The 24,289-nt window shown below is 45.4% G+C and carries 25 protein-coding genes; 9 read left to right on the forward strand and 16 right to left on the reverse strand.

All coding sequences use genetic code 11. The features are described 5' to 3' along the window. The coding region (locus ACRC32_RS13415; protein WP_438554443.1) for a DUF3102 domain-containing protein at positions 1–553 on the reverse strand (553 nt) is incomplete at its 3' end. Positions 554–600: 47 nt separating this feature from the next. Then, positions 601–810 carry a hypothetical protein gene (locus tag ACRC32_RS13420; protein WP_438554444.1) on the reverse strand — a complete coding sequence of 70 codons (210 nt, stop codon included), beginning with the start codon at positions 808–810 and terminating at the stop codon, positions 601–603. A 622-nt stretch (positions 811–1,432) separates the two neighbouring features. On the opposite strand from ACRC32_RS13420, the gene ACRC32_RS13425 reads away from it, so the two are divergent. The 5 genes from ACRC32_RS13425 to ACRC32_RS13445 all read left to right on the forward strand — a co-directional run bounded on the left by ACRC32_RS13425 (position 1,433) and on the right by ACRC32_RS13445 (position 5,166). After that, complete coding sequence (locus tag ACRC32_RS13425; RefSeq protein ID WP_165587680.1) at positions 1,433–1,609, forward strand: hypothetical protein; 177 nt, start codon at positions 1,433–1,435, stop codon at positions 1,607–1,609. Between the two features lie 549 nt (positions 1,610–2,158). Next, positions 2,159–2,494, forward strand: a complete 336-nt coding sequence (locus ACRC32_RS13430; protein ID WP_438554445.1) for a DUF5132 domain-containing protein — start codon at positions 2,159–2,161, stop codon at positions 2,492–2,494. A 174-nt stretch (positions 2,495–2,668) separates the two neighbouring features. Continuing rightward, complete coding sequence (locus ACRC32_RS13435; protein ID WP_015155676.1) at positions 2,669–2,872, forward strand: Nif11-like leader peptide family natural product precursor; 204 nt, start codon at positions 2,669–2,671, stop codon at positions 2,870–2,872. A gap of 797 nt (positions 2,873–3,669) precedes the next feature. Then, complete coding sequence (gene cax, locus ACRC32_RS13440) at positions 3,670–4,830, forward strand: calcium/proton exchanger (protein WP_438554446.1); 1,161 nt, start codon at positions 3,670–3,672, stop codon at positions 4,828–4,830. Between the two features lie 108 nt (positions 4,831–4,938). Then, a complete protein-coding gene (locus ACRC32_RS13445) occupies positions 4,939–5,166 on the forward strand; it encodes a hypothetical protein (RefSeq protein ID WP_438554447.1) in 228 nt (75 codons plus the stop codon). Between the two features lie 186 nt (positions 5,167–5,352). On the opposite strand, the gene ACRC32_RS13450 is transcribed toward ACRC32_RS13445, so the two are convergent. Then, on the reverse strand, positions 5,353–5,541 hold the full coding sequence (locus tag ACRC32_RS13450) for a hypothetical protein (protein ID WP_438554448.1): 189 nt from the start codon (positions 5,539–5,541) through the stop codon (positions 5,353–5,355). A gap of 192 nt (positions 5,542–5,733) precedes the next feature. Beyond that, positions 5,734–8,595, reverse strand: a complete 2,862-nt coding sequence (locus ACRC32_RS13455) for a cation-translocating P-type ATPase (RefSeq protein ID WP_438554449.1) — start codon at positions 8,593–8,595, stop codon at positions 5,734–5,736. Positions 8,596–9,172: 577 nt separating this feature from the next. Here ACRC32_RS13455 and ACRC32_RS13460 point away from each other — a divergent pair. The 3 genes from ACRC32_RS13460 to ACRC32_RS13470 all read left to right on the forward strand — a co-directional run bounded on the left by ACRC32_RS13460 (position 9,173) and on the right by ACRC32_RS13470 (position 11,209). Further along, positions 9,173–9,394, forward strand: coding sequence for a hypothetical protein (locus tag ACRC32_RS13460; RefSeq protein ID WP_192161228.1), 222 nt, complete (start codon positions 9,173–9,175; stop codon positions 9,392–9,394). A gap of 358 nt (positions 9,395–9,752) precedes the next feature. Next, the gene (locus tag ACRC32_RS13465; protein ID WP_317108370.1) at positions 9,753–9,899 is read left to right on the forward strand and encodes a DUF454 family protein; all 147 of its coding nucleotides are present in this window, start codon (positions 9,753–9,755) and stop codon (positions 9,897–9,899) included. A gap of 212 nt (positions 9,900–10,111) precedes the next feature. Continuing rightward, the gene (locus ACRC32_RS13470) at positions 10,112–11,209 is read left to right on the forward strand and encodes a Get3/ArsA fold putative tail anchor-mediating ATPase NosAFP (protein ID WP_438554450.1); all 1,098 of its coding nucleotides are present in this window, start codon (positions 10,112–10,114) and stop codon (positions 11,207–11,209) included. Between the two features lie 7 nt (positions 11,210–11,216). Here ACRC32_RS13470 and ACRC32_RS13475 read toward each other — a convergent pair whose 3' ends face one another. From ACRC32_RS13475 to ACRC32_RS13490, 4 genes are all read right to left on the reverse strand, one after another. Then, on the reverse strand, positions 11,217–12,665 hold the full coding sequence (locus ACRC32_RS13475; RefSeq protein WP_438554451.1) for an FAD-binding protein: 1,449 nt from the start codon (positions 12,663–12,665) through the stop codon (positions 11,217–11,219). A 146-nt stretch (positions 12,666–12,811) separates the two neighbouring features. Beyond that, the gene (locus ACRC32_RS13480) at positions 12,812–13,396 is read right to left on the reverse strand and encodes a cupredoxin domain-containing protein (protein ID WP_438554452.1); all 585 of its coding nucleotides are present in this window, start codon (positions 13,394–13,396) and stop codon (positions 12,812–12,814) included. A 37-nt stretch (positions 13,397–13,433) separates the two neighbouring features. After that, complete coding sequence (locus ACRC32_RS13485) at positions 13,434–15,722, reverse strand: heavy metal translocating P-type ATPase (protein WP_438554453.1); 2,289 nt, start codon at positions 15,720–15,722, stop codon at positions 13,434–13,436. Positions 15,723–15,757: 35 nt separating this feature from the next. Beyond that, positions 15,758–15,952, reverse strand: a complete 195-nt coding sequence (locus ACRC32_RS13490; protein ID WP_317108375.1) for a heavy-metal-associated domain-containing protein — start codon at positions 15,950–15,952, stop codon at positions 15,758–15,760. A gap of 236 nt (positions 15,953–16,188) precedes the next feature. Here ACRC32_RS13490 and ACRC32_RS13495 point away from each other — a divergent pair, with 236 nt between their 5' ends. Next, positions 16,189–16,569 carry an allophanate hydrolase-related protein gene (locus ACRC32_RS13495; RefSeq protein WP_438554454.1) on the forward strand — a complete coding sequence of 127 codons (381 nt, stop codon included), beginning with the start codon at positions 16,189–16,191 and terminating at the stop codon, positions 16,567–16,569. Positions 16,570–16,598: 29 nt separating this feature from the next. Here the strand turns inward: ACRC32_RS13495 and ACRC32_RS13500 are convergent, their stop codons facing one another. The 8 genes from ACRC32_RS13500 to ACRC32_RS13535 form a co-directional block, all read right to left on the reverse strand. Then, positions 16,599–17,894 (reverse strand): RNA-guided endonuclease InsQ/TnpB family protein, encoded by a 1,296-nt coding sequence (locus ACRC32_RS13500; protein WP_438554461.1) that lies wholly within the window; start codon positions 17,892–17,894, stop codon positions 16,599–16,601. Positions 17,895–18,064: 170 nt separating this feature from the next. Further along, entirely contained in the window at positions 18,065–18,733 is a 669-nt protein-coding gene (locus ACRC32_RS13505; protein ID WP_438554455.1) for a cysteine hydrolase family protein, read from the reverse strand. A gap of 17 nt (positions 18,734–18,750) precedes the next feature. After that, positions 18,751–20,298, reverse strand: coding sequence for an ABC transporter ATP-binding protein (locus tag ACRC32_RS13510; protein WP_438554456.1), 1,548 nt, complete (start codon positions 20,296–20,298; stop codon positions 18,751–18,753). A gap of 63 nt (positions 20,299–20,361) precedes the next feature. Further along, positions 20,362–20,538: a hypothetical protein gene (locus tag ACRC32_RS13515; RefSeq protein WP_438554457.1), complete on the reverse strand. Its 177-nt coding sequence runs from the start codon at positions 20,536–20,538 to the stop codon at positions 20,362–20,364. Positions 20,539–20,642: 104 nt separating this feature from the next. Then, complete coding sequence (biuH, locus tag ACRC32_RS13520) at positions 20,643–21,359, reverse strand: biuret amidohydrolase (protein ID WP_438554458.1); 717 nt, start codon at positions 21,357–21,359, stop codon at positions 20,643–20,645. 2 nt (positions 21,360–21,361) lie between these two features. Continuing rightward, a complete protein-coding gene (locus ACRC32_RS13525; RefSeq protein WP_438554462.1) occupies positions 21,362–22,390 on the reverse strand; it encodes a formamidase in 1,029 nt (342 codons plus the stop codon). 115 nt (positions 22,391–22,505) lie between these two features. Further along, a complete protein-coding gene (locus ACRC32_RS13530; RefSeq protein WP_438554459.1) occupies positions 22,506–23,429 on the reverse strand; it encodes an ABC transporter permease in 924 nt (307 codons plus the stop codon). Continuing rightward, positions 23,362–24,289 (reverse strand): ABC transporter permease (locus ACRC32_RS13535; protein ID WP_438554460.1); only part of this gene is annotated, 928 nt, incomplete at its 5' end. The genes ACRC32_RS13535 and ACRC32_RS13530, both read right to left, overlap by 68 nt.

The following is a 24,289-nucleotide window of genomic DNA, read 5'->3' on the forward strand; positions in this document are numbered from 1 at the left end:
TGATTTCTACTTGTGAGGATAATAGCGATGTTTGCGGCAAACGTGCCTGACTCTGACTGCTTGGAGCAGTTTCGCTAACTGTGGATTGAGCTTCTAACTTTGGCTTTGCCGAAGAAACCTTGTATTTTTTTTTGAGTGCTTTCGCTTTCGAGTAGGTAATGCTTTCCCCCGATGCAGCTAGGGCGATCGCTTCTTCTATAGCTTGTTTTGAAGTTGACGGCGCTGCTAACTCGTACATTGCCGACGGAGCAAATTTATCAATTTGATAGATTTGGCTGCCAAAGCGATCGGCAACTTGCATGAATCTCGCCGCAGTTGGATAGCTCCAATGAAATTCTGCCTCAATCCAATCAATAAAGCGTCCGTGCTTCAATTTATCTTTTACGGCATTAAGCTTCTGCCCGATTTCAATAATATCTTGGGCAGTGCGTTTCACCAGGGCTTGGATTTCTCCCGTTTGCTGTTGCACAAATTGAGAGATTTCTGCTTCTAGCTCTGTATAATTAAACTCTTTTCGACTCGTGTCGGTTACTGAGACTGGCATTCTATTCATTTGTTAAAACCCGCTATAAATATAGTTTTGCCAGATATGTATCTTTTTTACTTCAAAGAAAATTTTGTTTCCTCTGCCTTTGGACAGGCATGTGTTGCCTTCCTCTCATGACTATTATATTCAGAATAGGCATAGTTGCAACTTTGCGATCGAGTCACTTTATCTAAACGGCTTTGAATCGCTGAGTGTAGACTACTCTTACTAGGTTGCACCGACTTCACCAAGCCAGGCGATCGCACGAGTAGAGATACAGACAAAAAAGCCTACCTATAGTGTGGGAGAGAAACATAAAGTTTTAGAAATTTTATTGCTAATTGTTTTGTTCAGCCAACACTCTGGGAAAAAAACTTACTAGGTTTTACTCTATCGTTACTATAAGAGTTGCTTTGTCTACTCAAGATTTTTTTTAAGACTTTGTTTAGATTTAGTATAAGTCGCAAATTTTAATTTTATACATTGGTTTTACTAATACCTTCGATTGCAAGCAGTGATGACTCAGTTTGCTTAGAGGGTGTATTTTGGGTGAAAACAAGCTCGTAACGCTTACTGCTAGCTGCTTGGACGATTTCAAGCTAGACAGTTGTATATATAAAATTCAATCCAAATAATCAGAAAAAATGACGGATTTTAGTCGATCAATATCTCTCAAATTGACAAACTTATTCGATAATTAAATAATTGTCGAATAGGGCGAATCCTACATGTTAATTATAACAAATATCACTCATAAGTAGGAAAAAAGAAAAACAATAATTTAGCTTTAACTCATTCATTAACTTTGCCAAACTACTAGTTCATGGAGTTAGCATTTCTGACTTTGGTTAGATTACTTATTAAATAAATCAATTTACAAAATAATACTAAAGGAGGCAAAGTCGTATGGAAGCAGTAATGTTTAAGATTTACACTAGACCAGATAAGTTTAGCGAATTAGTAGAAGTTTTAAAAGATCGCGGACTAAAAGTTGTTGTTAGCTATAGAGCCGATCGCTCGGAAGAATACGACGAGATCCTCGTATATCAAGGCTTAGACGAGATCGAGCTGCAAAATGAATAGAGCGAAAAACACGAGTAAGTTATGGGTAATCCGAAGCTGAAGAACAGTTTGCATCGATCGCATGTAAAGTTATTGAACAGTTCAAATTTTTCAATTGTTTTGAATTTTATCGATCGCTCAGGTACGTATAGTTACTTTTCAATAATAGATATTCTAAGATTTAATAACTTAAATTAAGAAAATTAAACCATAGTATTAACTCAGGTTCAATTAACTTTTTTAAAAATCTTTGAAGTAGTTCAATTAGATTTGTGTTATTCCTGCTATCATCAAAATTGAGTTTTAGAAGCTACGTAGGGTGACAGAGTTTGATTGAGTGCAAATACATTTTGCTCTTGTGACCCAAATTCAGAGATAACGACTGTCTTTCGCACTCAGAGCGATTAGCAGCTGTTGGTTATTAGTTGTCTACTGTCGGTCATCGATCTAGGCAAATAGCTAATAACGAGTGACAAATAGCTTTAGCGCGATCGCTTCCCACGATAGGTATGAGGTAGTCGTTGCGTCCGGTACGAGTTGCAATTGTTCTTTTTTGGAAACTGAATCAACATGCTTGAACTAGAAGCTTTATTGCTAGGACTAGAACCGTTAACAGCAGCAGGGATTGGTTTAGGAGCATTAGCCCTAGCACCTGTAGTTGGTGTCGTAGGTTCTGCTATGGGAGGGTCTAATTCAGCTGTAGGTAATTCTTTGTCAGAGTCATCCAAATCCTTAGCGAAAACGGGTATGGTCTGGATGTTAGATGCTTATGACAAGGCTCAAAGTACCGTAGCTGAAGCATCAGAATCTTTTCAGGACTTAGTGGCGGAAGCCAGAACTGACTTGAAAAAGAGTAAAGCCAAGCCCGAACAGAGTTCAATTCCGCATCAAGTGGAAATCGGCTAAACAAGGACTGGGAGACAATGGAATTCGGAATTCGGAATTCCGAATTCCGAATTTGTAATTACTCTCGGCTTGGGTAAGGGCGGGTTTTGACTCAAGATTTATGCTTGGAACGGTGAATATGCTTGCTAAACCCGCCCTTACCACTCTTAATTCACAACCAATGACCAATGACCAATGACAAAACAAATAGAACAGTTTCATCAACTGGTATTGCAAGACTCATCGCTCAAAGAAAAGCTGAAACAGTCAGGCGATCGCGAAAGTTTTTTAAATTTAGCAGTGGAACTAGGCAAACAGAACGGCTATAGCTTCACTTACAGCGAAGTCAAAGCATACATATCTCAAAATCTGCTGGCGATCGCCCAGCAGTTCTTATAAATGTCAGAGGTTGAGGGAGCGAATTTTTGGCAATCCCTCAGCTTATTCTCCAAATATATTTGAAAGTCACAACTTCGCAAATTAAATAAATTGCAAACAAGTAATAGTTATATTTTCTCACTTTATAGAGTTAAAAAATTGACATCTGAAAATTTGGAAATCTATCAATCTTTATCTCAAGCTATTTTACATATGTTTAGATATTTTAGATAGTTTGCTCTCATATAAAGCTTGACTTGAAAAGCTTTAGGGGATTTACTGCATTAGCGCAAAGTCTTAGTAGAGTTAAATTTAGCAGCTTCTTTACATGTATCTATAGAAAGATAATTATTTTTCTTTCTTTGTACTTAACAAAAATTTTAGTTTTTTTTAACGAGTTTATTGTACATTTAAAGTCAAGTGCATTTAGAGTTTCAAAGCTGCATCATTACCTTCGGGTCGATCGCAGATTCTTAATTCATTCAGATATCCAATATCCAAGCCAAGTATCGCTCTAGTTGATGGTACTGAACAGCAATCAGCAATGCCAGTGCCATACTATCTCGATTGAAAAACCTGTTCTACAAGCTAGAAGATAAATTATGGAGATGCCTGTTACATAACATCAGTCTCTGGTTTAGGTGTGTGGTAATTGAAAACGGCTGTAGATAGGTTTACTAACAATTAGTAACTCACCCTTACATGGAACGAGGTTGGGCTGGGTGTCGCTTGAAAAGCAGCCAAGCAATCTCCGCAGGATAGGTATGTGAGATTGCCCCATCCCCTCCAAAGCACAACAGACTTTTGGAGCCGGAATAATGTCAGTATCAACAAAACCAGAAAGACCCACTGCGGGGAAAGTAGTGTCGCGCCGAACGATGTCACGCAAGGATGCATTCTTGTTACGTATGCTTGTGTTCGTTCCTTTGGCACTGCTGTTTAGACAACTTGGTTTACCACCATTAGTTGTTTTTGCTACAGCAGGCTTAGCAATTATCCCTATAGCAGCATGGATTGCTAACTTTACAGAGGCGATCGCTAACAGGATTGGTTCGTTTCTAGGTGGTCTACTCAACGTCACCTTTGGGAACGTCACTGAAATAGTCGTCTCAATCGTTGCCCTGCAAGCGGGTATGGTTGAGGTGGTCAAAGCGAGTTTAGTTGGCTCGATTATTGCCAACCTTTTATTAGGTCTAGGATTCGCATTTATCTTAGACGGCTTGAGCTTCAAAAGACTAGATTTTCAGCACAACATCAAACGAACGACTGTAGCGCGGATCAATTCTGGTTCGCTCAATCTGGCAGTTGTATTTATCTTGATGCCTGTAGCGCTCAAGTTTACGACGAGTTCTAGCCATCAACTCGCCAATGCTAATCATTTTTCTCTAGTAGCATCTGTACTGCTATTAGGCTTCTACGCCATGATGCTATTTTTCTCGATGAAAACTCATAGATTTATGTATGAGTTAGAGGAAGATGCCGAACCTGAAAGCTATGGTAGCGAAGCTACAGGACAAAAGTACGATCTGTGGATACACGTTGGTTTGCTCTTAGGTTTTACAGTTGCGCTGTTATTTGTCTCTGAAGTACTGGTTGATAGTTTGCAAGAGGCTGTATCTAGTCTCGGTCTGACCAGTCTATTTACAGGTGTGATGCTACTGCCGATCTTCGGTTCAGCAGTAGAAATTATTACCTGTGGTATGTGCGCCGCGAAGCAAAAAATCGATCTGTCTATTTCCATCGCCCTTGGTTCTAGCTTGCAGATCGCCATGTTTGTAGCTCCAGCATTGGTCTTAGTGGGACAAGCAATGGGGCAACCGATGAATTTAGCCTTTGATACATTTGCAGTTTTAGCAGTTGGTGTAGCTGTACTGATGACAAACTCAGTCAGTACGGATGGTAAGTCTAATTGGCTAGAGGGCGTGTTGTTGCTGATGACCTACACAATGCTATTAACGGCTTTTTACCTGCATGACTGAATCAGTTATCAGTTATCAGTGGTCAGCGAGCAATCAATTCAGAATTCTCCCTTGTCTTCCCTACTCCCTACTCCCTACTCCCTACTCCCTAATTAAACAGAGGTAATCATGATTGAGCATCCAGACTTTTTTAACGTGCGTAAGACCGCGATCGCCCTTGCAGTTGGTCCCTTGGCTTTTCTGCTATTACTGGTTGGAATTGACTTTTCCTCACATCAGTGGCAAGTTTGGCAAGCAGATCGCTCGTGTGTCAAAGTTGCAAGTTCTACTGGAGTTGTACAACTCAGTGGAAATCATTGTTCGCCTAACCAGGTGCAGTATACGAGTCAAAAATAACAAAATACACGATCTGTAGGGGCGCGCATCTGTGCGCCCCTACTTACCTGAATCGAAAACTATGAACCATCAGTAGAGACGCACAATTGTGCGTCTCTATTTCGCGTCTCTATTTCGTGTCTCTACTGTGCTATCTTTCACAAAATCCCTCCCTGAGAGCGGGAGGGAATAAAGACGATCGCGGTTTTAAGAATAAGCTCTGTGGCTGCTCAGTAAAGCGATAAGCTGAGTTACAGCCTCTCGCATCCATTCAACTAGAGTCACGGCGATCGCCTCTCGCAACCATTCCGCAATCGCCGCGATCGCTAATTCTGCAATCCAGACCGCGATCGCTTCAACCAAAGTTTCAGTCACAAATGAGATTAACCAAGTCATAATCAGGGGTTAGGAGTTAGGGGTTAGGGGAAGACAAAAGTTAAAAGTCAAAAGTCAAAAGTCAAATCTGAGGGGTTGGTAGGGGCAGGTTTTTTGAACGTACTTGTTTTTAAATGGATAATTCTGCGGTTAAACCTGCCCTGAACGAGATCGAAAGCGAGCTACAAACAACAAATGACCAATGACCAATAACTAACTATGCTGCCGAGATCTTTGCCAACGGATGAATAGCTTTTCTAGCTCGATCCAAACAAATACCAAGGAACTGAAGCCGAAACAGATCAGCAGTTCTATGGGTGGTATGTAGTAGGTGCTGAAGAAGCTACGTAGGGGTGGAACGTAAATTAGCAGTAGTTGTAACATAGTGGTCACGACGACTGAAATCAGAATATAGGGATTAGAGAACGGATCGACTTGAATCGCTAAGCGAGTGTTAGAACGAATTGCGATCGCGTGTCCCATTTGCGCTAGACAGAGGGTGGTAAATACCATTGTTTTCCAACGGTCTGCGTCCAATCCACCGCCCTGAACTGCCTGAGAGTGGTGGTAAGCCCAAACCATCAGTAGAATCGTCACGATGGCGAGGATAATCCCGATCCGAATCATGTACGAACCCAGTCCTCGCGCAAAGATATTTTCTTTGGGATTTTTGGGGGGTTGTTGCATGACAATTGGTCTACCTGGTTCGACAGCCAGAGCTAGCGCCGGAATTCCATCCGTCACTAAATTCATCCAGAGAATTTGCAACGGTGAAAGCGGTACTCCTCCCAGACCTAGTAATGGTGCTGAAGCAATAGTTAAAACCTCTCCTAAGTTACTACCTAGAATGTATCTAATAAAGCGACGGATGTTGATGTAAACAACTCGTCCTTCTTCTGTCGCCGAGACGATTGTGGAAAAGTTGTCGTCTAGCAACACCATATCGCTAGCTTCTTTACTGACATCCGTACCTGTAATGCCCATTGCTACGCCAATATCTGCCTGTTTGAGGGCGGGAGCATCGTTGACTCCATCCCCTGTCATGGCAACAATTTGGTTTTGGTGTTGTAGCGCTTGGACGATCTGTAATTTATGCTCTGGCGAGACGCGGGCGTAGACGCTGACGCGATCGACGTGCGCCTCAAGTTCTGCCATACTCAATTTTTCCAGCTCTCGCCCTGTCAGTACTAAATCTCCTGGGTGAGCAATCCCTAAATCCTCAGCTACTGCTTGGGCAGTCAGTTGGTGATCGCCTGTAATCATCACGGGTCGGATACCAGCAGTACGGCACTTAGCCACGGCTTCGCGGACTTCGGGACGGGGTGCATCCAACATTCCCACTAAGCCCAACCAAGTTAAATCGTTTTCTGAAGTTTCTTCCGAACCCTCTGGGGGAATACTTGCAATTGCTTTGTAGGCAAAGCCCAGAACGCGCAACCCCTTACTGGCATACTGGTTGTTCCGGTCGAGGATGTTTAACCGCAGTTCGTTAGTCAGCGGTTCGATGCGATCGCCCGTTTGAATATGAGTGCAACGCTCTAAAGTTAGTTCGGGCGAACCTTTGGTGAACATCAAGTAAGGGGTAAGAGGTAAGGGGTAAGGGGTAAGACTTAACCCGTGTCTGTTATTTTGTTCTTTTCCCGCTACCATAACGCTCATACGCTTGCGTTCTGAAGAGAACGGAAACTCTGCAGCTCGGGGAAACCAGCTCGATTGCTGGTCTTTTTCTAGCCCTGCTTTACCAGCTAAAGACAACAGCGATCCTTCGGTCGGATCTCCAAGGATCGCCCACTCGCCTTTATCTCTTTGTAATATGGCATCGTTACAAAGTACGCAAGCTAAGAGTAAGGCTTGTAGTTCCGGTTGGTCTTGCGCTGAGACGACTCTATCTTGGTGGCGAAACTCGCCAATGGGGTCATATCCTTCGCCCGTGACTCGCAGAGAGTTGCTAGCTGTTGCAACTGCCTGGACGACCATTTTATTTTGAGTCAGCGTCCCTGTTTTATCAGAGCAAATTGTGGTGACGCTACCAAGAGTTTCTACAGCTGGGAGTTTGCGGATCAGAGCGTTGCGCCGCACCATGCGCTGAGTTCCCAACGCTAGGGTAACGGTGATAACGGCAGGTAGCCCTTCGGGAACGACAGCAACCGCCATGCTAAGCGAGACTTTCACGAGGTTCTCGAAATTACTCATGGTTGGCGTGTGGAGCATTCCTAATCCCACCACCAACAGTACTAGAATCATCGCCCCCGTGACTAAGGTATTGCCCAGTAGCGCCATCCGCTTTTGTAGCGGCGTGGGTTCGGCTTCTACCGATTGCAGTGCTGTAGCAATTTTCCCTAGTTCAGTATCCATTCCCGTCCCCGTGACGAGGACTGTTCCTCGCCCTTGGACGACCTCCGTACCTTCGTAAACCATATTGACGCGATCGCCTAATACGGTATCATCGGCTAGCTGGAGTGTGGCTTGTTTGTTGACGGCGTGAGCCTCTCCTGTCAAGGCGGCTTCCCGAATTTGCAGATTTGCAACTTCTAAGAGGCGACCGTCAGCGGAAACCTTCACCCCCGCTTCCAGTAACATCACGTCCCCTGGAACCAATTCTTTAGAATCGACTTCCACGGTTTTGCCGTCGCGCAGAACTCGCACTTTGGGCGAAGACAAGCCCTTTAAGGCAGCTAAAGCCTTTTCTGCGCGACTTTCTTGGATATATCCCAACAACCCGTTCAGAACGACCACTACGCCAATCGCGAGCGCGTCTTTAAACGGTATTTCTCCTGGTTGTTTCGTACCGAACACATCTAAAATTGCTGAAACGACGGCAACTGCTATCAACATCAGCAACATGATGTTTTTGAATTGGTCTAGGAGGATTTCCCAACCACTACGTCCTCCTGTTTCTTGTAATTCGTTGAAACCGTAGCGTTGTAATCTTTCATTGACCTCAGAGGAAGTTAAGCCGGAGGTGCGATCGCTCTGGAGAACATCTGTGGCTCTCTCAGCTTCCAGAGTATGCCAAGCGTAAGACTCTCCGGCAGGCTTAGCCACTGCTAAGTCTGTGCCCGTGCTTGAAGACATTATTTTACTTCTCAAAAACTCAGGAATGCTGTTATAACCTATATCATTTAACTATATGCCTTGCATACCCTTAGCATGGTTAAGTAGTGTGAACTTGGATGGAAAAGAGCGAGGAGTGAGGAGCGAGGAGTGAAGAGTGCAAGATTCTAAATCTAACTACTCACTACGTCCCTTGGGTTCTTGACTCCATCGCTACGGGAACAAACTTATCAATTTGATAGATTTGCAATTTGAGAAAGTTCACAACTTTGCATAAATGTAAAGTTCGATTTACAACCTGAGTTTAGAAATCAGAAAAAAAACCTGCCCTTACGGCTCCCCACTCCTCACTCCTCACTGTAAAAAGTTACATTGATTACTATAAGTTAATGTAACGTTAGGTAAAACTGAACATTTAAACCTTTTATGTTTTATTCGTAATACTTTACGATGAAATATAACCTTTAATGCGTAGGAGATGGTATTTTTATATGCAAACCATTGATTTAATTTAATAGCTGACTCAGGTACGTATACACATTAGATTTGGCTAAATTTTCAGCGCTTGGCAAAAATTATAATCTGATTGAGAAGAGCTGTGGGAAAAAAAGACGATCGGAACTACGTGCAAATCAGGGGTCATGTGCGAAAAGATGTAGCACGCCGCTTTAAGCAATTTTGTTTAGATCGGGAAGTAGACTATAGTGAAGGGCTGGAAACAATTCTTAGTGCCTTTTTTACGACTGATACGCAAGTAACTAGCGGCGATCTCGATCGCCAAAACAATTCAACTCACCTTCACTGTTACGAACAGCATTGATAATTATCATTTATCATTTGTCATTTTTGAAGGATCGATGTTTGTCATCGGTCACTTGTCATTTGAGATAAACTAATGACAGTCTTACGAGTATTTTATGACTCTGTTGAGGGTTGGAATTACAAATTATTCTGTCTTTTGTTTTCTGTTCCTTTCAGAAAAAAGACTGCTAGCAGTTAGCACTTACTAAAAGCAAAACTTTGTAGAGCAAACATAAGAGGTAAAATGCTAAGAAGAGTAAAGATTATTGCTATCAGCCACAATTTCGATGCACAGTAGTAACTATCGCATGGTAGTGTAAAAACTACAAGACTGAAGATTACTAGACTGAAATTATCAAGTTATCGCTCAAGTCAATATGCTCAAGCAAATCAAGAATGCAGCTTTAATTGCTGCGGGTACAATCTGCGCGGGTATAGGTGTCATTGGTGTTTTATTACCTTTGATTCCTGGTACTCCCTTCTTATTAGTAGCAGCAGCTTGTTTCGGTGCGATCGAACAGTAAATTGAGTCAGTTGTCAGTTGTCAGTTATCTCTTACCTTAATTGTGTAAGAGAGAGTTGAACTAAGTTACTTATTTGCTGTGAAGTTTTCGCTCGATGCACTCTTGCAACTCCCTCATTTCGGAAGGGCGAATTTAACTAGAATACCTGCACCTAGCAATTTTTTTTGGTAGACTCGCTCCTACAATTCCCTATTAGCAACGGGATTGATTCAATGAGCAGAATAATTACATTTCTGGGCGATGGATATAGAGAACGGATAACACTAGCAATTGCTACTGCGAAATGGTTTGCCCGACAAGGTAAAAGAGTTTTATTGGCTACCTATGTTAATCCCAGTACGGAGCTACTTTTAGAAACTTCTTTAAGTACGCATCCTCAAAGCGTTGAGAGTCATCTGCAAGTCGTACAGTTACAAACAACTGTACTGTTAGAACAGGCTTGGGATGAAGTCAAAAAACTTGTTTCTACCTATTTACCAGATTCTTTTTCCGAACAAATCTATCCTGCCGAATTGATTATACTACCTGGGTTTGATAGTTTTTTAACTTTTAATGCCCTACGACAATACTATCAAAGTGGTAGCTATGATGTTATTATTTATAGCGATCGGGAAAATTTAGAGACACTGCGTATGCTAGGGATTCCTAGTGCTTTGGATTGGTATTTTCGGCGCTTTCACCAAATATTTGCAGATATAGATATTAGTGAGATTGCTAATTCAATTGGTGGTCCGTTGGCTGCGGCAATTCTTAACGCTAATATCGATCGCCAAAAAATGCAAGAAGGACTGGCTCAAATTCAGCATTGGATCGAGCAAGGAGTGGCAGTGGTTAACGATGCAAGTCAGTTAACAGCATATCTCGTTACTAACGATACACCAGAAGCGATCGCCGATACTCGCTGGTGGTGGGGCAGCGCCCAACAAATTAACCTCACTGTCAGTGGTATTTTAGCCTATCAAGATCGAGATTTAAGTAGAGAATCCGTACAGTCGGCTTTTACCCCATTAGCTGTCCATCATATCTCTACTTTGCAGGAGAGGAATTGGGAAGCAATTATTCAAGAATTGCCAGATTTTAACGCTAGTATTTCCGTAACACCGCCACTCAACATCGATCTCGTCCAGCGCCAAGTTCACGTTTTTTTACCAGGATTTAATAAAAAACAAGTTAAGTTAACGCAGTCTGGTGCAGAAATTGTCGTTGAAGCTGGCGACCAAAGGCGACAGATTGTCTTACCACCAGAGTTGAAAGGAAAATCTATACAATCTGGTAAATTTGAGGAACCGTATTTAGTAATTTCTTTTTAAAATTGTGCTAGAAAATCCCCTGACCAGGTGTAAGTAAATTGTCAGGATCGTAGCGGCGCTTGGCGCTGACTAGCCTACCCCATACTGGATAAAAGTGCTGTCTCCAATCGGCTTGAGAAAATGGAACGGCATCAATCGGGTAGCGATATCCACCACTGTCGCGGTTGCGCTCGAAAAACGTGCGGTTATCAGCTAGCATTTTTGCGATCGCGCTAGCATCGGGTGGTGCAGTGCGTAGAATCGCAAATAGAAACACAACCTCCTCATCAGGAACCCGAAACAGCGGTAGCGTCAAGCGGTCTGTTGCCACGGGATACAGCAGCACTGGACCCTGACCCGTATCCGCTAAAGTTAAGTTAGAAACGATTTCACCTACAAAGCCGTTAACTGCGGTTCCTGGTACGAATAAATCTAACCAAGGATGTGGGTAAAACCATACTCCACTCTCCTTTAAAAAAGCTACAGTCGGAGCTAATCGATTCGCAAAATCAAAGTAAGACTTATCTTCAATCTGTTGAGTACCCTGAATGTAACTTAACCCAGCAAGTAAACTGTGATTGTCTGGTTTATCTGGTGGAGTATAAAAGCTAGCTGCCTCCAACATATAACGCCATCCACCACTCGCATCGGCTACGACTTGACCTTCTACGTAGTCAAATCGTTTTTGGGCAATTAGCCAGCGCTGGTCGTGCGTCAAAGCAGCCAAATCGTTGTAAAACAAGAGAAACACGCGGGCATTTTGGGCGGCGGGAATCAGGCGAACTGTTGCCCTGACGATAATGCCACATTGACCCAACCCTGCCAGCACTGCTTCAAACAAATCGCGATTTTGGGAGCGAGAACAAGTTTCTAGGTTGCCCGCACCCGTGACGACTTGAAGGGATAAGACATTATCCACCTGCACGCCATAACGATGACTCCTACCGCCAATCCCGCCAACTGCTAAAGTGCCACCCACGGATAGCTCGATGTAATCTGTCAAGACGGGGGGTGTTAGTTGTCGCTCCAGCGATGCCAGCAGCAGTTGGCTCCACAATACACCTGCATCCACTTCTGCCCCCTCTGCATTAATATTATGAATCGTATCGAGCGAACTCATGTCAATAACTATCCCCGCCTCTATGAGCGGTTGACCGTAAGTGGAGTGCGCTTGACCGCGTGCGGCAACTTTCAGCTTGTGGCTGCGAGCAAACCGGACAATTCTCACAACATCTTCAACCGAACCTGGTTTGAGTACAGCACTTGGGTAACAACGCACCAGATGACCGAAATCATCAGCGGCAGCATTGCGAGTGACAGAATCGGTGTAAAGTATACCGTCCAGGGGTGGCAGAGACTCAAATCCAGATGCAGCACTGGCGGATGTGACCCACGATTGCTTGGCTGGATTGAACCCAATAATAATCGCCGAAGCGATCGCACCTTGTAAAACTTGACGGCGTGAAGCATTCTTCATCCAGCATCCCCTGAACTAGCGTTTGACAGACCGAAATTCTTTTGCCCAACAAGAATATCTTCAAACTTAAATGATAGTATTTCTCATTGAAAGCAATAAAATTTGTGTCGGGCTAATGCATGATGAGTTCGAGCCGTTCAAAGCAGTTATTTGACAGTAGTAGATGGGGTAACAGGCGTTAAGCTGGCAACAAAAGTAGAATCGGCAGGTTGAACTTCGATGATTCCTCGAAACATATTCATGCCACAGGTGAAAGTATAAGTCCCTGGTTTGTCGGGCGTGAACTCGATGGGTGTGACTTGGTTGAGAGGGAGATTCTGGGCAATATGAAAGTCAGGAAATCGGATTTCTTCGAGGCAACTGCTAGGATCTGTACGGTGGAAGTTGAGTCGGACTCTTTGACCTGCTTTTACCACAACTCGACTGGGTTCGTACCCACCATCAACAGCAATCTCGACCGCCTGAATCCCTTGACTCGTCTTGGCTTTGTGTGACTTAGGCTTGCTGAGCAGAAACCACCACAGTTCTAGTCCAATTAATCCCAAACCACTAACCGTAACGGCTCCTTTCAACCATAGCGGTTGTTCGATACGGTGGAACTGACCCTTCTGCTCTATTTCGGAGCGTTGCATCCCTTCATGAGACATTTGTGCCACTGCTTGTCCCGAAGCAATGCCTAATGCCAATCCTATACTCGCAATACCACCTACGATCGCAGTTTTGCTTACCATTGAAAACCTCCTATACAATCGCTCCTGGCTCCTAAATTTAACGCGCAGTTTTCGGATGGAAGTTACGCAGACGCAGTGCATTTGTCACCACTGAAACAGAACTAAATGCCATTGCTGCACCTGCAATAATCGGACTGAGCAACCAACCAAAGAAAGGAAAGAGAATACCTGCGGCGATTGGAATGCCAGCCACGTTGTAGATGAAAGCAAAAAACAGATTTTGTCTGATATTACGAATCGTGGCACGCGAGAGTTGAATTGCGGTGACGATACCTTCTAGGTCACCAGAAATTAATGTAATATCGCTAGCGGCGATCGCCACATCCGTTCCCGTACCAATAGCGATTCCCACATCCGCCTGCGCCAAGGCTGGTGCATCGTTAATCCCATCGCCAACCATTGCGACAATTTTGGGAGTCGTGAATCGTTTTTTGCTCCCCTGCTTCTCTAATTGCAGAGACTTAACAACTTCAGCCTTTCGATCGGGACGAACTTCTGCCATGACTCGTTTAATCCCGACTTCTCGCGCAATAACTTCTGCCGTGCGGCGGTTGTCACCAGTCAGCATTATTACATCTAATCCCATCTGCTGCATAGTGCGTACAGCAGCAGCAGAAGAAGGTTTGACGGCATCCGCAATTCCCATAATTGCTTGAATTATGCCGTCTACAGCAATCCAAATGACTGTTTTACCGAGATACTCCAGTCGATCCCACTGTTGCTGTAATTGGCTGGTATTGATTCCCAATTCCTGCATCCAGCGCTGCGTGCCAATTTGTACGAGGCGATCGCTGACGTATCCTTGCACGCCACTACCTGCAACCGCTGCAAATTCTCGTGCATCGGTCAATTCTACTCCTTGAGAAGAGGCGTATTGCACCACAGCTTCAGCTAAAGGATGTTCTGAATTGCGTTCGACAGAAGCAGCTAGGCGCAAGAGTTTTAGCTCGTTGCTATGTGCCGTACCGTTAACGGTTACAAAGTCAGTGACAGTTGGCTTGCCTTGCGTAATCGTACCCGTTTTGTCAAGCACGATCGCTTGCAGTTTGTGCGCTAGTTCCAGGCTTTCTGCACCTTTAATCAAAATACCGTTTTCTGCACCTTTCCCCGTCCCAACCATGATAGATGTGGGTGTAGCCAAACCCAAAGCACAAGGACAAGCAATAATCAACACGCCAACAGTAGTAATCAATGCCATCGTCAGGTTGCCCATAATGTTAAACCAGATGACAAAGGTAGCGATCGCGATCGCGATGACCGCAGGTACAAACCATCCCGTCACTTGGTCTGCCAACCGTTGAATCGGTGCTTTGGAACCCTGAGCTTGCTGTACGAGCTTGACAATTTGCGCCAAAAATGTATCTTTACCAACTCGTGTTGCCCGAAATTTAAAGCTGCCAGTTTTATTAATCGTAGCGCCGATTGCTTCATCTCCAGGCTGCTTTTTCACAGGCAAGCTTTCACCCGTCACCATTGACTCATCAATCGTGGAGGAGCCATCAACGATTTCTCCATCCACAGGAATTTTTTCCCCAGGACGAACCAGGATAATATCTCCCACAACGACTTGGGCAATCGGCACATCTACCTCGCGATCGTCACGAATGACACGCGCTGTTTTTGCCTGTAAGCCGATTAGTTTGCGAATTGCTTCTGAGGTTTGTCCCTTAGCGCGATTCTCTAGCAGTTTTCCCAACAAGATTAAGGTAATGATGACAGCGGCGGCTTCGTAGTAAACGTCTGGGTTCAAACCCTGAGCCAGAAACCACCCAGGAAAGAAGGTGGGAAACAGGGAATATAAGTAAGCCGCACCCGTACCGATCGCCACTAGAGTATCCATCGTGGCTGTATGGCGCTTGAAAGCTTTCCAGGCATTGACATAGAAGGATGCACCGCACCAGAACTGCACTGGAGCCGTGAGTATCAGTTGTAGCCAAGGATTGTGCAGCCACATGGGGATGAAGGGGATCGATACCCCCGTCATAGCAGGCAACGACCCAATGACCAGCACTGCACTAATAATACCGCTAGTCCAAACCTTACGAGTTAAGTCTCGATTTTCTCCCTGCCGCGCCCGACGTTCGGCATCGTCATCTGCTGCCAACAAGTCTTCTTGCATCGGTTGAGCGGAATATCCAGCTGCGTCCACCGCATTTTGCAGCGTCGCTACGTCTGTTTTGTCAGGATCGTAAGTAACTGTAGCTTGTTCTGCACCAAAGTTAACGCTGGCATGACTCACTCCAGGAACAGAGCGAATGGCGGCTTCAATGTTGTTAGCACAAGAGGCACAACTCATGCCTTTTAGTTTTAGCGTGATGTTATCCATATGGCGATTGCTTTTTATTGGTAACCAATTGCTGCTTAAGCCGCAGGATAACCCACAGCAGCGATCGCATTTTCAATTTCTGCTGCCGATCGTTGCGTCTCAATACTGACCATTTTTGTTTTCGGATCGGCTTCTACTTTTGCGGTTGCATCAACCTTCTTCACTGCTTGAGTTACAGCATCGACACAAGCAGCGCAAGCGAGTTTGGGAACTTTGAGCTGGATTAACATTTGCTCAACTCCATAACGTGACTAAATCTATTGTGAATTCTCTAGTTAACTAGAGAGTCAAGGGGGAGAAACAATTTCTACCTGTCAACCTCTATTCAAAAATGACATTAGGGCATACGATATTAGCGACATTCAACTTGAGAGTGGTTGATTATAGAAGGAGGCGATGAGTTTGCGCGGGCTAGCAAGGCTAAATAACATCTAGAAATCCCAACGTCTAAAAAGATCGAAGTTGCATGAAAAATGTCCGGCTAGCCGTGAATGGAACTTTAATGCGCGGATTAGAACTGAACGCCAATTTATTGACAGTTGGAGCCACTTTCTTACGAGAAGCGATGACAGAACCAACTTATCGCTTGTGGTCGATTGGCGATCGCTATCCAGCTATGATTCGAGTCGCCACAGGTGGAGTCGCGATCGCTGTAGAAGTTTGGGACGTACCTCCAGCAGGATTGAGCGAAATTCTCTGGCAAGAACCCCCTGGATTATGTATTGGAAAAGTACGTTTAGCCGATGGGGAGATAGTATTAGGAGTTTTAGGGGAAGCGATCGCCACTGAAGGACAGCAGGAAATTACTCAATGGGGCGGCTGGAGAGAATATATGAATAAGTCTTGACTCTCCCCGCTCGCTCAGAGACGGGGATTCTATAAGGATGCTACGAGGCAGGATGAATCCGTGCCAATCGAGCTTTTCCTTACCAATTGCCAGAGACGAATTCTCTGCGGCTGGGTCAGTGCAGCCCTAGACGCTCCACTTAGGTCTAAACCCAGTGTTACGCTTACTTTGCGAAGAATATTTGCTGCCGCTTGTGCATCACAATTCACGTACCAATTGTTGGCTGTACGGTACAATCCACGCTTAACTCGCTTTCCCGATGCTTTCCAGTTGTTGGGTTTTTCACCATGTTTGGGAAGAGTATCATTATCCAAAAACGAGGCAGCAGAAGTGTTCGCTTCCTCCGTTTCTATAAATCTGATGCCGTATTGCTGGCACAACTGATTGACTCTTTCTTTGAGTCTAGCTGTCGGTATCTGTACAAAAGATTGATTGTTTTTGCCTAGTTTTATCTCTTGCCTTTGTCCTTGATTCCAACCAAATACGATTGTGCCGATCCGATGTTCAATGCAGTGATTAATAACCAATCTTGCTGCTTTGTTTATCGCATCTCGCATCTGTCGGTTGCGTTTTTCAGTTATCGCAGCCAACCGATTAGACAAAAACCCTTGGGGCTTGTTTTCTTTCATGGTTGAGATTTTTTTGTTGTACCATTGATTGAGTGATTTAACTTGTCTACCGTCAACAATAAAACTAGTGCCAACGTTTGAGGTACAAGTTAACCAGTTACTCAAACCAGGGTCAATACCTAGCGCGTTATTTGGGTCTACATCTATTTCGACAACATTCGTTTTATAAACAAAATCAACATAAAAGCAGCGATTTCTAGGCAGAATCCTGAGTTCTTTTATCTGTTCAAACTTTAGACTCTTAGGGAATGGCACAAAGAAACAATCCAGTCCAAACCAGCATTTAACTTGTTTTCCAAGTGGAATTCTAATTTGGTTGCCCACCAACTTGAGTGCTTGTTTGGGATAAGAGACAAGCGCAAAACCCCCTGATTTGCGATATTTGGGCGGTCTAGGCTTATCTGTTATTTCCCCTCGGTTAAATGCAGATTTTAACTTTTTGAACGACTCAAAGGATTCAGATACAGACCTCAGCACTTGTTGTGCTGCTTGAGAGTGCAAAGCCTTGAAGTGTCTGTTGGTTTTGTATTCCGCTTCTAAGTCAAACTTGCCTAGAAATCTTCTAGTTTTAAAGTAGATTTGACGAGCATAATATATGCCACAATTAATTAAAGAATTAGCAGTTTGGCAAATGAATTCCAAGATCGCTGTTAATTCTTTATCTGGATTTAACAAGACCTGCTGACATCCGTACAAATACATCACCCCCTAGTTAATTAATATACAACAAAATTATGTTTTCTAATATTAAGATATAGTCAAGGGGACGGCTAATTAAAATTAGCCTTCGCTTTTCATCCCTGGTCTGAAGACACAGGGCTTTCAAGCGTTCCGATGTTTTCGGTAAGTCGTAAGTTTAGAGAGGTTTATGATTTGATTTTCGCTAAGCCTTGTAAGACAGCTGCGGTGGTGGCTGTCCAGCCGACGATTCCGCCTTGGGCGCGAATCATTTCAAGGGTAGCTTGTTTGAATTCGGGAAAATAGCTGGCGGTGGCATCTTCGACAAGCAAGCATTCGTAGCCGCGATCGTTGGCTTCGCGCATGGTTGTTTGTACGCAAACTTCTGTTGTGACTCCAGTGAAAATGAGGTGAGAGATATTTTGTTGTTGTAAAAGTTGTTCTAAATTAGTCCGATAAAAAGCGCCTTTTCCTGGTTTGGTAATGACAAATTCTCCAGGTAAAGGAGCTAATTCCGGCACGATCGTATTACCTGGTTCTCCTAGAATTAAGATTCGTCCCATTGGACCAATATCGCCAATTTTTAGCTGACTTTTGCCGCGATTTAACTTTGATGGCGGACAGTCTGATAAGTTTGGCGCGTGTCCTTCTTGAGTGTGAAATATTGGCAGATGATAATCTCGAAATGCTTGTAATAAAAGTTTTATATTTGGGGCGATCGCTTGCAAACGGCTGACATCATTACCTAAAGCTGCTCCAAAACCACCTGGTTCCAAAAAATCCCGTTGCATATCAATAACGAGCAGGGCTACGCCATTAAAAGGAAAATTGTAATCGTAGGGTTGACTTGAGATCATATAACGGCTTCCGATTTCTAATTTCCTGCCATGCGGTGACCGATGGTAGAAATATCGGCTTGGGCGATCGCGCTTTCATAAACAATTTTGCCGCTACTGATAACTAAAATGCGATCTGCTAATGTTAGTAATTCATCCAAATCTTCGCTGACTAATAATACTGTGACACCGCGATTGCGGGCGGCGATAATTTGAGCGTGAATGTATTCAACTGCGGCAAAATCTAAGCCAAAACAAGGGTTGGCAGCAATTAAAATTTGTATCTGGGGCGATGAGAGTTCTCTAGCCAGGACAGTACGCTGGACGTTCCCGCCAGAAAGATGTCCGACAGGGGTTTCTGGGGTAGGAGTTTTAATAGTAAAGCTACCAATTAAGGTTTCGGCGGCTTGGCGGATGGCACGCAGAACCAGCAACCAACTCCATTTGGCTTGGGGTGGGCGATCGAAAGTTCTCAGGGCAAGATTTTCTGCTACGCTCATATGAGCGACACAGGCATTACGTAGGGGTTCTTCTGGCAGAGAAAAGATCTGGTGTCGTTCCATCTCGGTACGGGTAGCCCGATAGGTTTCTCCATTTACCAGAATTTCTCCCGCAGTAGGCGATCGCTGTCCCATTAACACTTCAATTAATTCTCGCTGTCCGTTACCAGAAACTCCAGCAATACCGACAATTTCGCCTGCATGGACAGTGAAGCTACAATCGGTGACTGCTTCTAAACCATTATCGCGATCGGCATGGATTTGCTTTACTTCAAGCTTGGGAATCGCGGCAGTTTGGCTAGTTTTTTCCACCTGTCGCCGTTCTCGCTGTTCTCCCAGCATCATTTGGGCTAAATCTGCAACTGATAAATCTTTAACTAAACCGTGTCCGGCAAGTTTGCCCCGCCGCAGGACGGTAACTTCATCTACAAACGCCGTGACTTCGCGAAATTTGTGTGTGATGAGTAATACGCTTAAGTGTCCGGCTGCAACTTCTTGGCGAATTAAACCCAAAACCTCATCTGCCTCCCCTGGAGTCAAAACCGAAGTCGGTTCGTCCAGGATGAGAATCCGGTTTTTCAGGTACAGTTGTTTGAGGATTTCTAACTTTTGTTTTTGTCCTGCTGCTAACTGCGCGATCGGGGTATTTAAGTCAATTTGAAAGGGCGCAGTTTGCATGAAAGCATCTAACCGTTGATACTCGGCTTTCCAATTAATCAAGTTGCGACTTTCAGCACGGCACAAGACCAAATTTTCCGCCACCGTCATCGCTGGCACGGAAGTAAAATGTTGGTAAACCATACCAATACCGTATTTCTGGGCATCGCGGGGATTAGTAATAGTCAGCGATCGCCCGTCAATCTGGATTTCGCCACTATCAGCAGGATAAAAACCCATGATGCACTTCACCAGAGTGCTTTTCCCCGCCCCATTCTCTCCTAGCAAGGCGTGAAACCTACCTGGCTTCAACTGTAAAGAAACGCGATCGAGCGCCAAATTAGCACCAAACCGCTTCGTCATTTCAACTGCTGTTAGTTCTGGTGGCTTGGTAATGTCAGTGGTGATGTTTTTTACGATAGTTGTCATATGAGGGAGTTGAGAGTTGTAGGGGCGGGTTTTGAGCGAAAATTGACGGCTAAGGGTTTCAATCTATTTGCTAAACCCGCCCGTACAGGAGTCGGAAGTCGTAGGGGCGGGTTTTGAGCGAAAATTAACGTCTAAGGGTTTCAATCTATTTGCTAAACTCGCCCGTACAGGAGTCGGGTTAGCGCCTTCTTTGTGTCTTTGCGTGACACAAAATAAGACTTGTAATTTTTTGCGTGCCAAGTATGAAAGATCCCCCCTAGCCCCCCTTAGAAAAGGGGGAATAAAGCCCTGTGTCTCTTTTAAGGAGAATGAGAGAACTAAAAGAGAGAACAAAGTCCCCCTTTTTAAGGGGGATTTAGGGGGATCTTAGCAATGGGCAAGACACCGATCGCCTCAATCAAAGCCTGCGAGTCAGCAACCGCACCAAAAACACCCCCTTGCATCTTCACCATCTTTAACGCCGCCAAGTAGTTGCCGTAGTCAGTTGCCCCCGTACAATCTGACAGTAACAGACACTCGTAACCGCGATCGTTAGCCTCTCGCATTGTCGTGTGGACGCAGACATCAGTGGTAATCCCCGTGAGGATAATATTCTGAATTCCCAAGCGACGCAGGACTAAATCGAGATCGGTGGCGTAGAAAGCCCCTTTTCCAGGCTTATCGATGACAATTTCTCCAGGTAAAGGCGCGAGTTCGGGAATAATTTCCCAGCCTGGTTCTCCACGCACGAGAATTTTACCGCAGGGACCAGGATCGCCAATTCCTGCCCCAATTTGACGCGATCGCCATTGTTTATTCTCTGGCAAGTCTGACAAGTCGGGGCGATGTCCTTCGCGGGTATGGATAATCGGAAAACCACGCGATCGCATTTCTACGAGTAACCTTTTAATGGGTGCGATCGGCGCTCTCGTCAAGGATAAATCGTAGCCCATCTTATCTACATAACCACCGATGCCGCAAAAATCGGTCTGCATGTCGATCTCAATTAGCACCGTATTTTCAGGGCGCAAATCGCCATTATAAGGATATTGATAGGGATCGGCGGCGACAAATAATCCCATTTCTAGCCTCCTTGTCCGCTGGGAATGCGGGGCATTTCTTCGCCTCTATAAGTGCGAGTCGGGGCGGGAAATCCGCAACTAGTACCGTCTTTATGCACGACTTCATCTTCCCACGGCAAGCGATAGCAGCCATTGACAAGATCCTGCATGTATGTATACGGGCAATCTTGCGCCCCGCCTTTAACAGCGACGTAACCTCGATGCCCGAACTGATAGATGTTGTTTTCCACCCCCCACAGCTTACGGGCTTCTCGGACTAAATTCGGTCGCACTTCGGCAGTAATAATTTCATCAGGACGACTGCCACCCGTAACTAAGGGCGTACCGTCAAAGTTGACGATCGTCGCTTCGCCCATTGAATCAAATGTGCCATCGCTACCACACATACACACCGAGGCAGTGTACATCAAATTACAAAAGGCATTGGCTTGATTGGTAATCTGCCAGCTATGACGGATCGGGGCAGTGTAACCAGCCGTGCGGATCGTAATCTCTGCACCTTTATAGGCGCATTCCCGCGCCATTTCAGGAAACATCCCATCGTGACAAATAATCAGGGCGAGGGTGCTGCCATTGGGACCTTCACAGACAGGAATACCGATATTTCCTGGCTCCCACGGTTCGACGGGAATCCAAGGATGCAATTTGCGATAGTAAAGCTTGAGTTCGCCTTTGTCGTCAACAATAATGCCGCTATTGTAGGGGTTGCCGTAGGGATTATATTCCATGATGGAGAAACAACCCCAAATTTTATTGTTACGGCAGGCTTTTTGAAAAGCCGTAACTTCTGCCCCATCCAAGCGGCACATAATTTCTGGATTGGTATCCATCGATAGCCCGTGCAAGGCATATTCGGGAAAAACGACAAGATCCATTGTCGGTAGGTTGCGCCGCGCCTTTGCCACCAATTGACAAATGCGATCGCATTGTGCCGATAAGTCATCTGGGGTGACGACATTAGGGAGTTGGAGTTGTACGAGTCCGAGAACAACTCCATCGGGAGATTTATTTAAACCACCAAGTCCAGTCATAAATGAGGGGTGTGGGGTGTGGGGTGTGAAATACTTCTGACTTCTGTACGGGCGGGTTTTGACCAAGATTTATTGCTCCATTTGCGAGCCTACTTGCTAAACCCGCCCCTACGACTTACGACTTACCTAATGCGCCTGGTGCGCCTGTGAGGGTGCGTTTGGGGGAACAGGTGATAATCATGATGAGTAAGGTGAGGATGTAGGGGGAGGCATTGAATAGGTAGTAGTAGGAGTCAATACCAACGGATTGTAGGGCAGGACCGATCGCCTGTGCGCCGCCGAAGAGTAAGGCTGCATACAAGCATTGCATCGGTTGCCAGCGGGCGAAAATCACGAGGGCGACTGCCATCAGTCCTTGTCCGCTAGAGATACGTTCCGTCCAACTGCCAGGGTAGTAGAGGGAGAGATACGCGCCACCAATGCCGGCGAGGAAACTGCCAGCGACGATACACAGCCAGCGGACGCGATGAATGGATATCCCCATGGCTTTTGCGGCTTCAGGGGCATCGCCTACGGCACGGATGTATAAGCCCCAGCGGGTGGAGGCGAAAAACCACTGCATTACAGGGGCGATCGCCACTCCTATCAGAAACAAAGGACAAATCTTCAATGCCGATTGAATTTGCGGCGAAGTACTCCAACTACCAAACGCGATTGCGGGAAGTTGGGGGGCGACGGGTTGAATAAAGGGTTTGCCGAAGAAGAAGGCGATACCGCTACCGAAGATAATCATCGCGATGCCTACGGCGACATCGCTAACTTTTGGTTGCTGGCACAGCCAAGCATGGATAATACCCAGTAACATTCCGGCTATTCCGGCAACCAGCACGCCCAACCAAGGGGATTTGGTTAAGTAGGAGATGGCATAGGCAGACATCGCCCCCGTTAACAGCGTGCCTTCTAAGCCCAAATTGATTTTGCCGCTTTTTTCGGTGAGACATTCGCCCAGACTGACGAACAGGAAGGGGGCGCTACCCCGCAACGTTCCCGCTGCGATCGCTAGCGGTACTCCCCACCAACCCAATTCTGTCGCCGCCATCCAACTTCTCCTGAAAAATTCCGAGTTTGCCGTAGAGGGATTCGCTAAATAGCACTACCAGAAACACGATGCCTTGAAAGACTAAAATTGTGGCATCGGGTAATTCTAACCGCCGCTGTAAAATGCCACCGCTAGTTAAGATACCACCGAGTAAAATTGCGACTAATATCGCTGCCAGGGGATTGTTACGGGCAATAAAGGCAACGAGAATGCTGCTGTAGCCGTAGTTGGCGTTGAGAGATTCGTTCGCCCGTCCGTGAACGGCAGCAACTTCTACCATTCCCGCCAACCCCGCACAGGAACCAGCCAAAAAGCAAATCGCGAGGGTAAGTTTGCCTACGGGAAGTCCGGCGAGTTTGGCTGCCCTGACATTTCCCCCTGCGATACGGGCTGCCATGCCGAAAGTCGTGCGCTGGATCAGGAAATATGCGATCGCGCAGGCAATTAAACCGTAAATCAGCCCGTAATGAATCCGCGTTCCTGGCAGATCTCCCAGCATATTGACATCGGGAATTGGGTAGCTGGAGGGTTTATTTAGAGAACTGGGATCGCGCATCGGTCCCCCGACTAAGTGATTGAGCAGGGCGATCGCGATATAGTTCATTAACAAACTGCTGATGGTTTCATTTACACCTCGGTAATGGCGCAACGCCCCCACAATGCCAATCCACACGCCGCCACAGACTATCCCAGCTACAGCCATTGCAATCTGCGATCCTAAAGGTGGAACGTTTGTAGAGAGGGCAAGGGCGATCGCCACTGCACCCAATCCGCCGACGACGATCGCCCCTTCGTTACCGATGATGACCAATCCCAAGCGTGCGGGTAAAGCCGTACATAGAGAACTCAACATTAAGGGC

The organism is Chroococcidiopsis sp. (assembly GCF_051657925.1).
Taxonomy (GTDB): domain Bacteria; phylum Cyanobacteriota; class Cyanobacteriia; order Cyanobacteriales; family Chroococcidiopsidaceae; genus Chroococcidiopsis.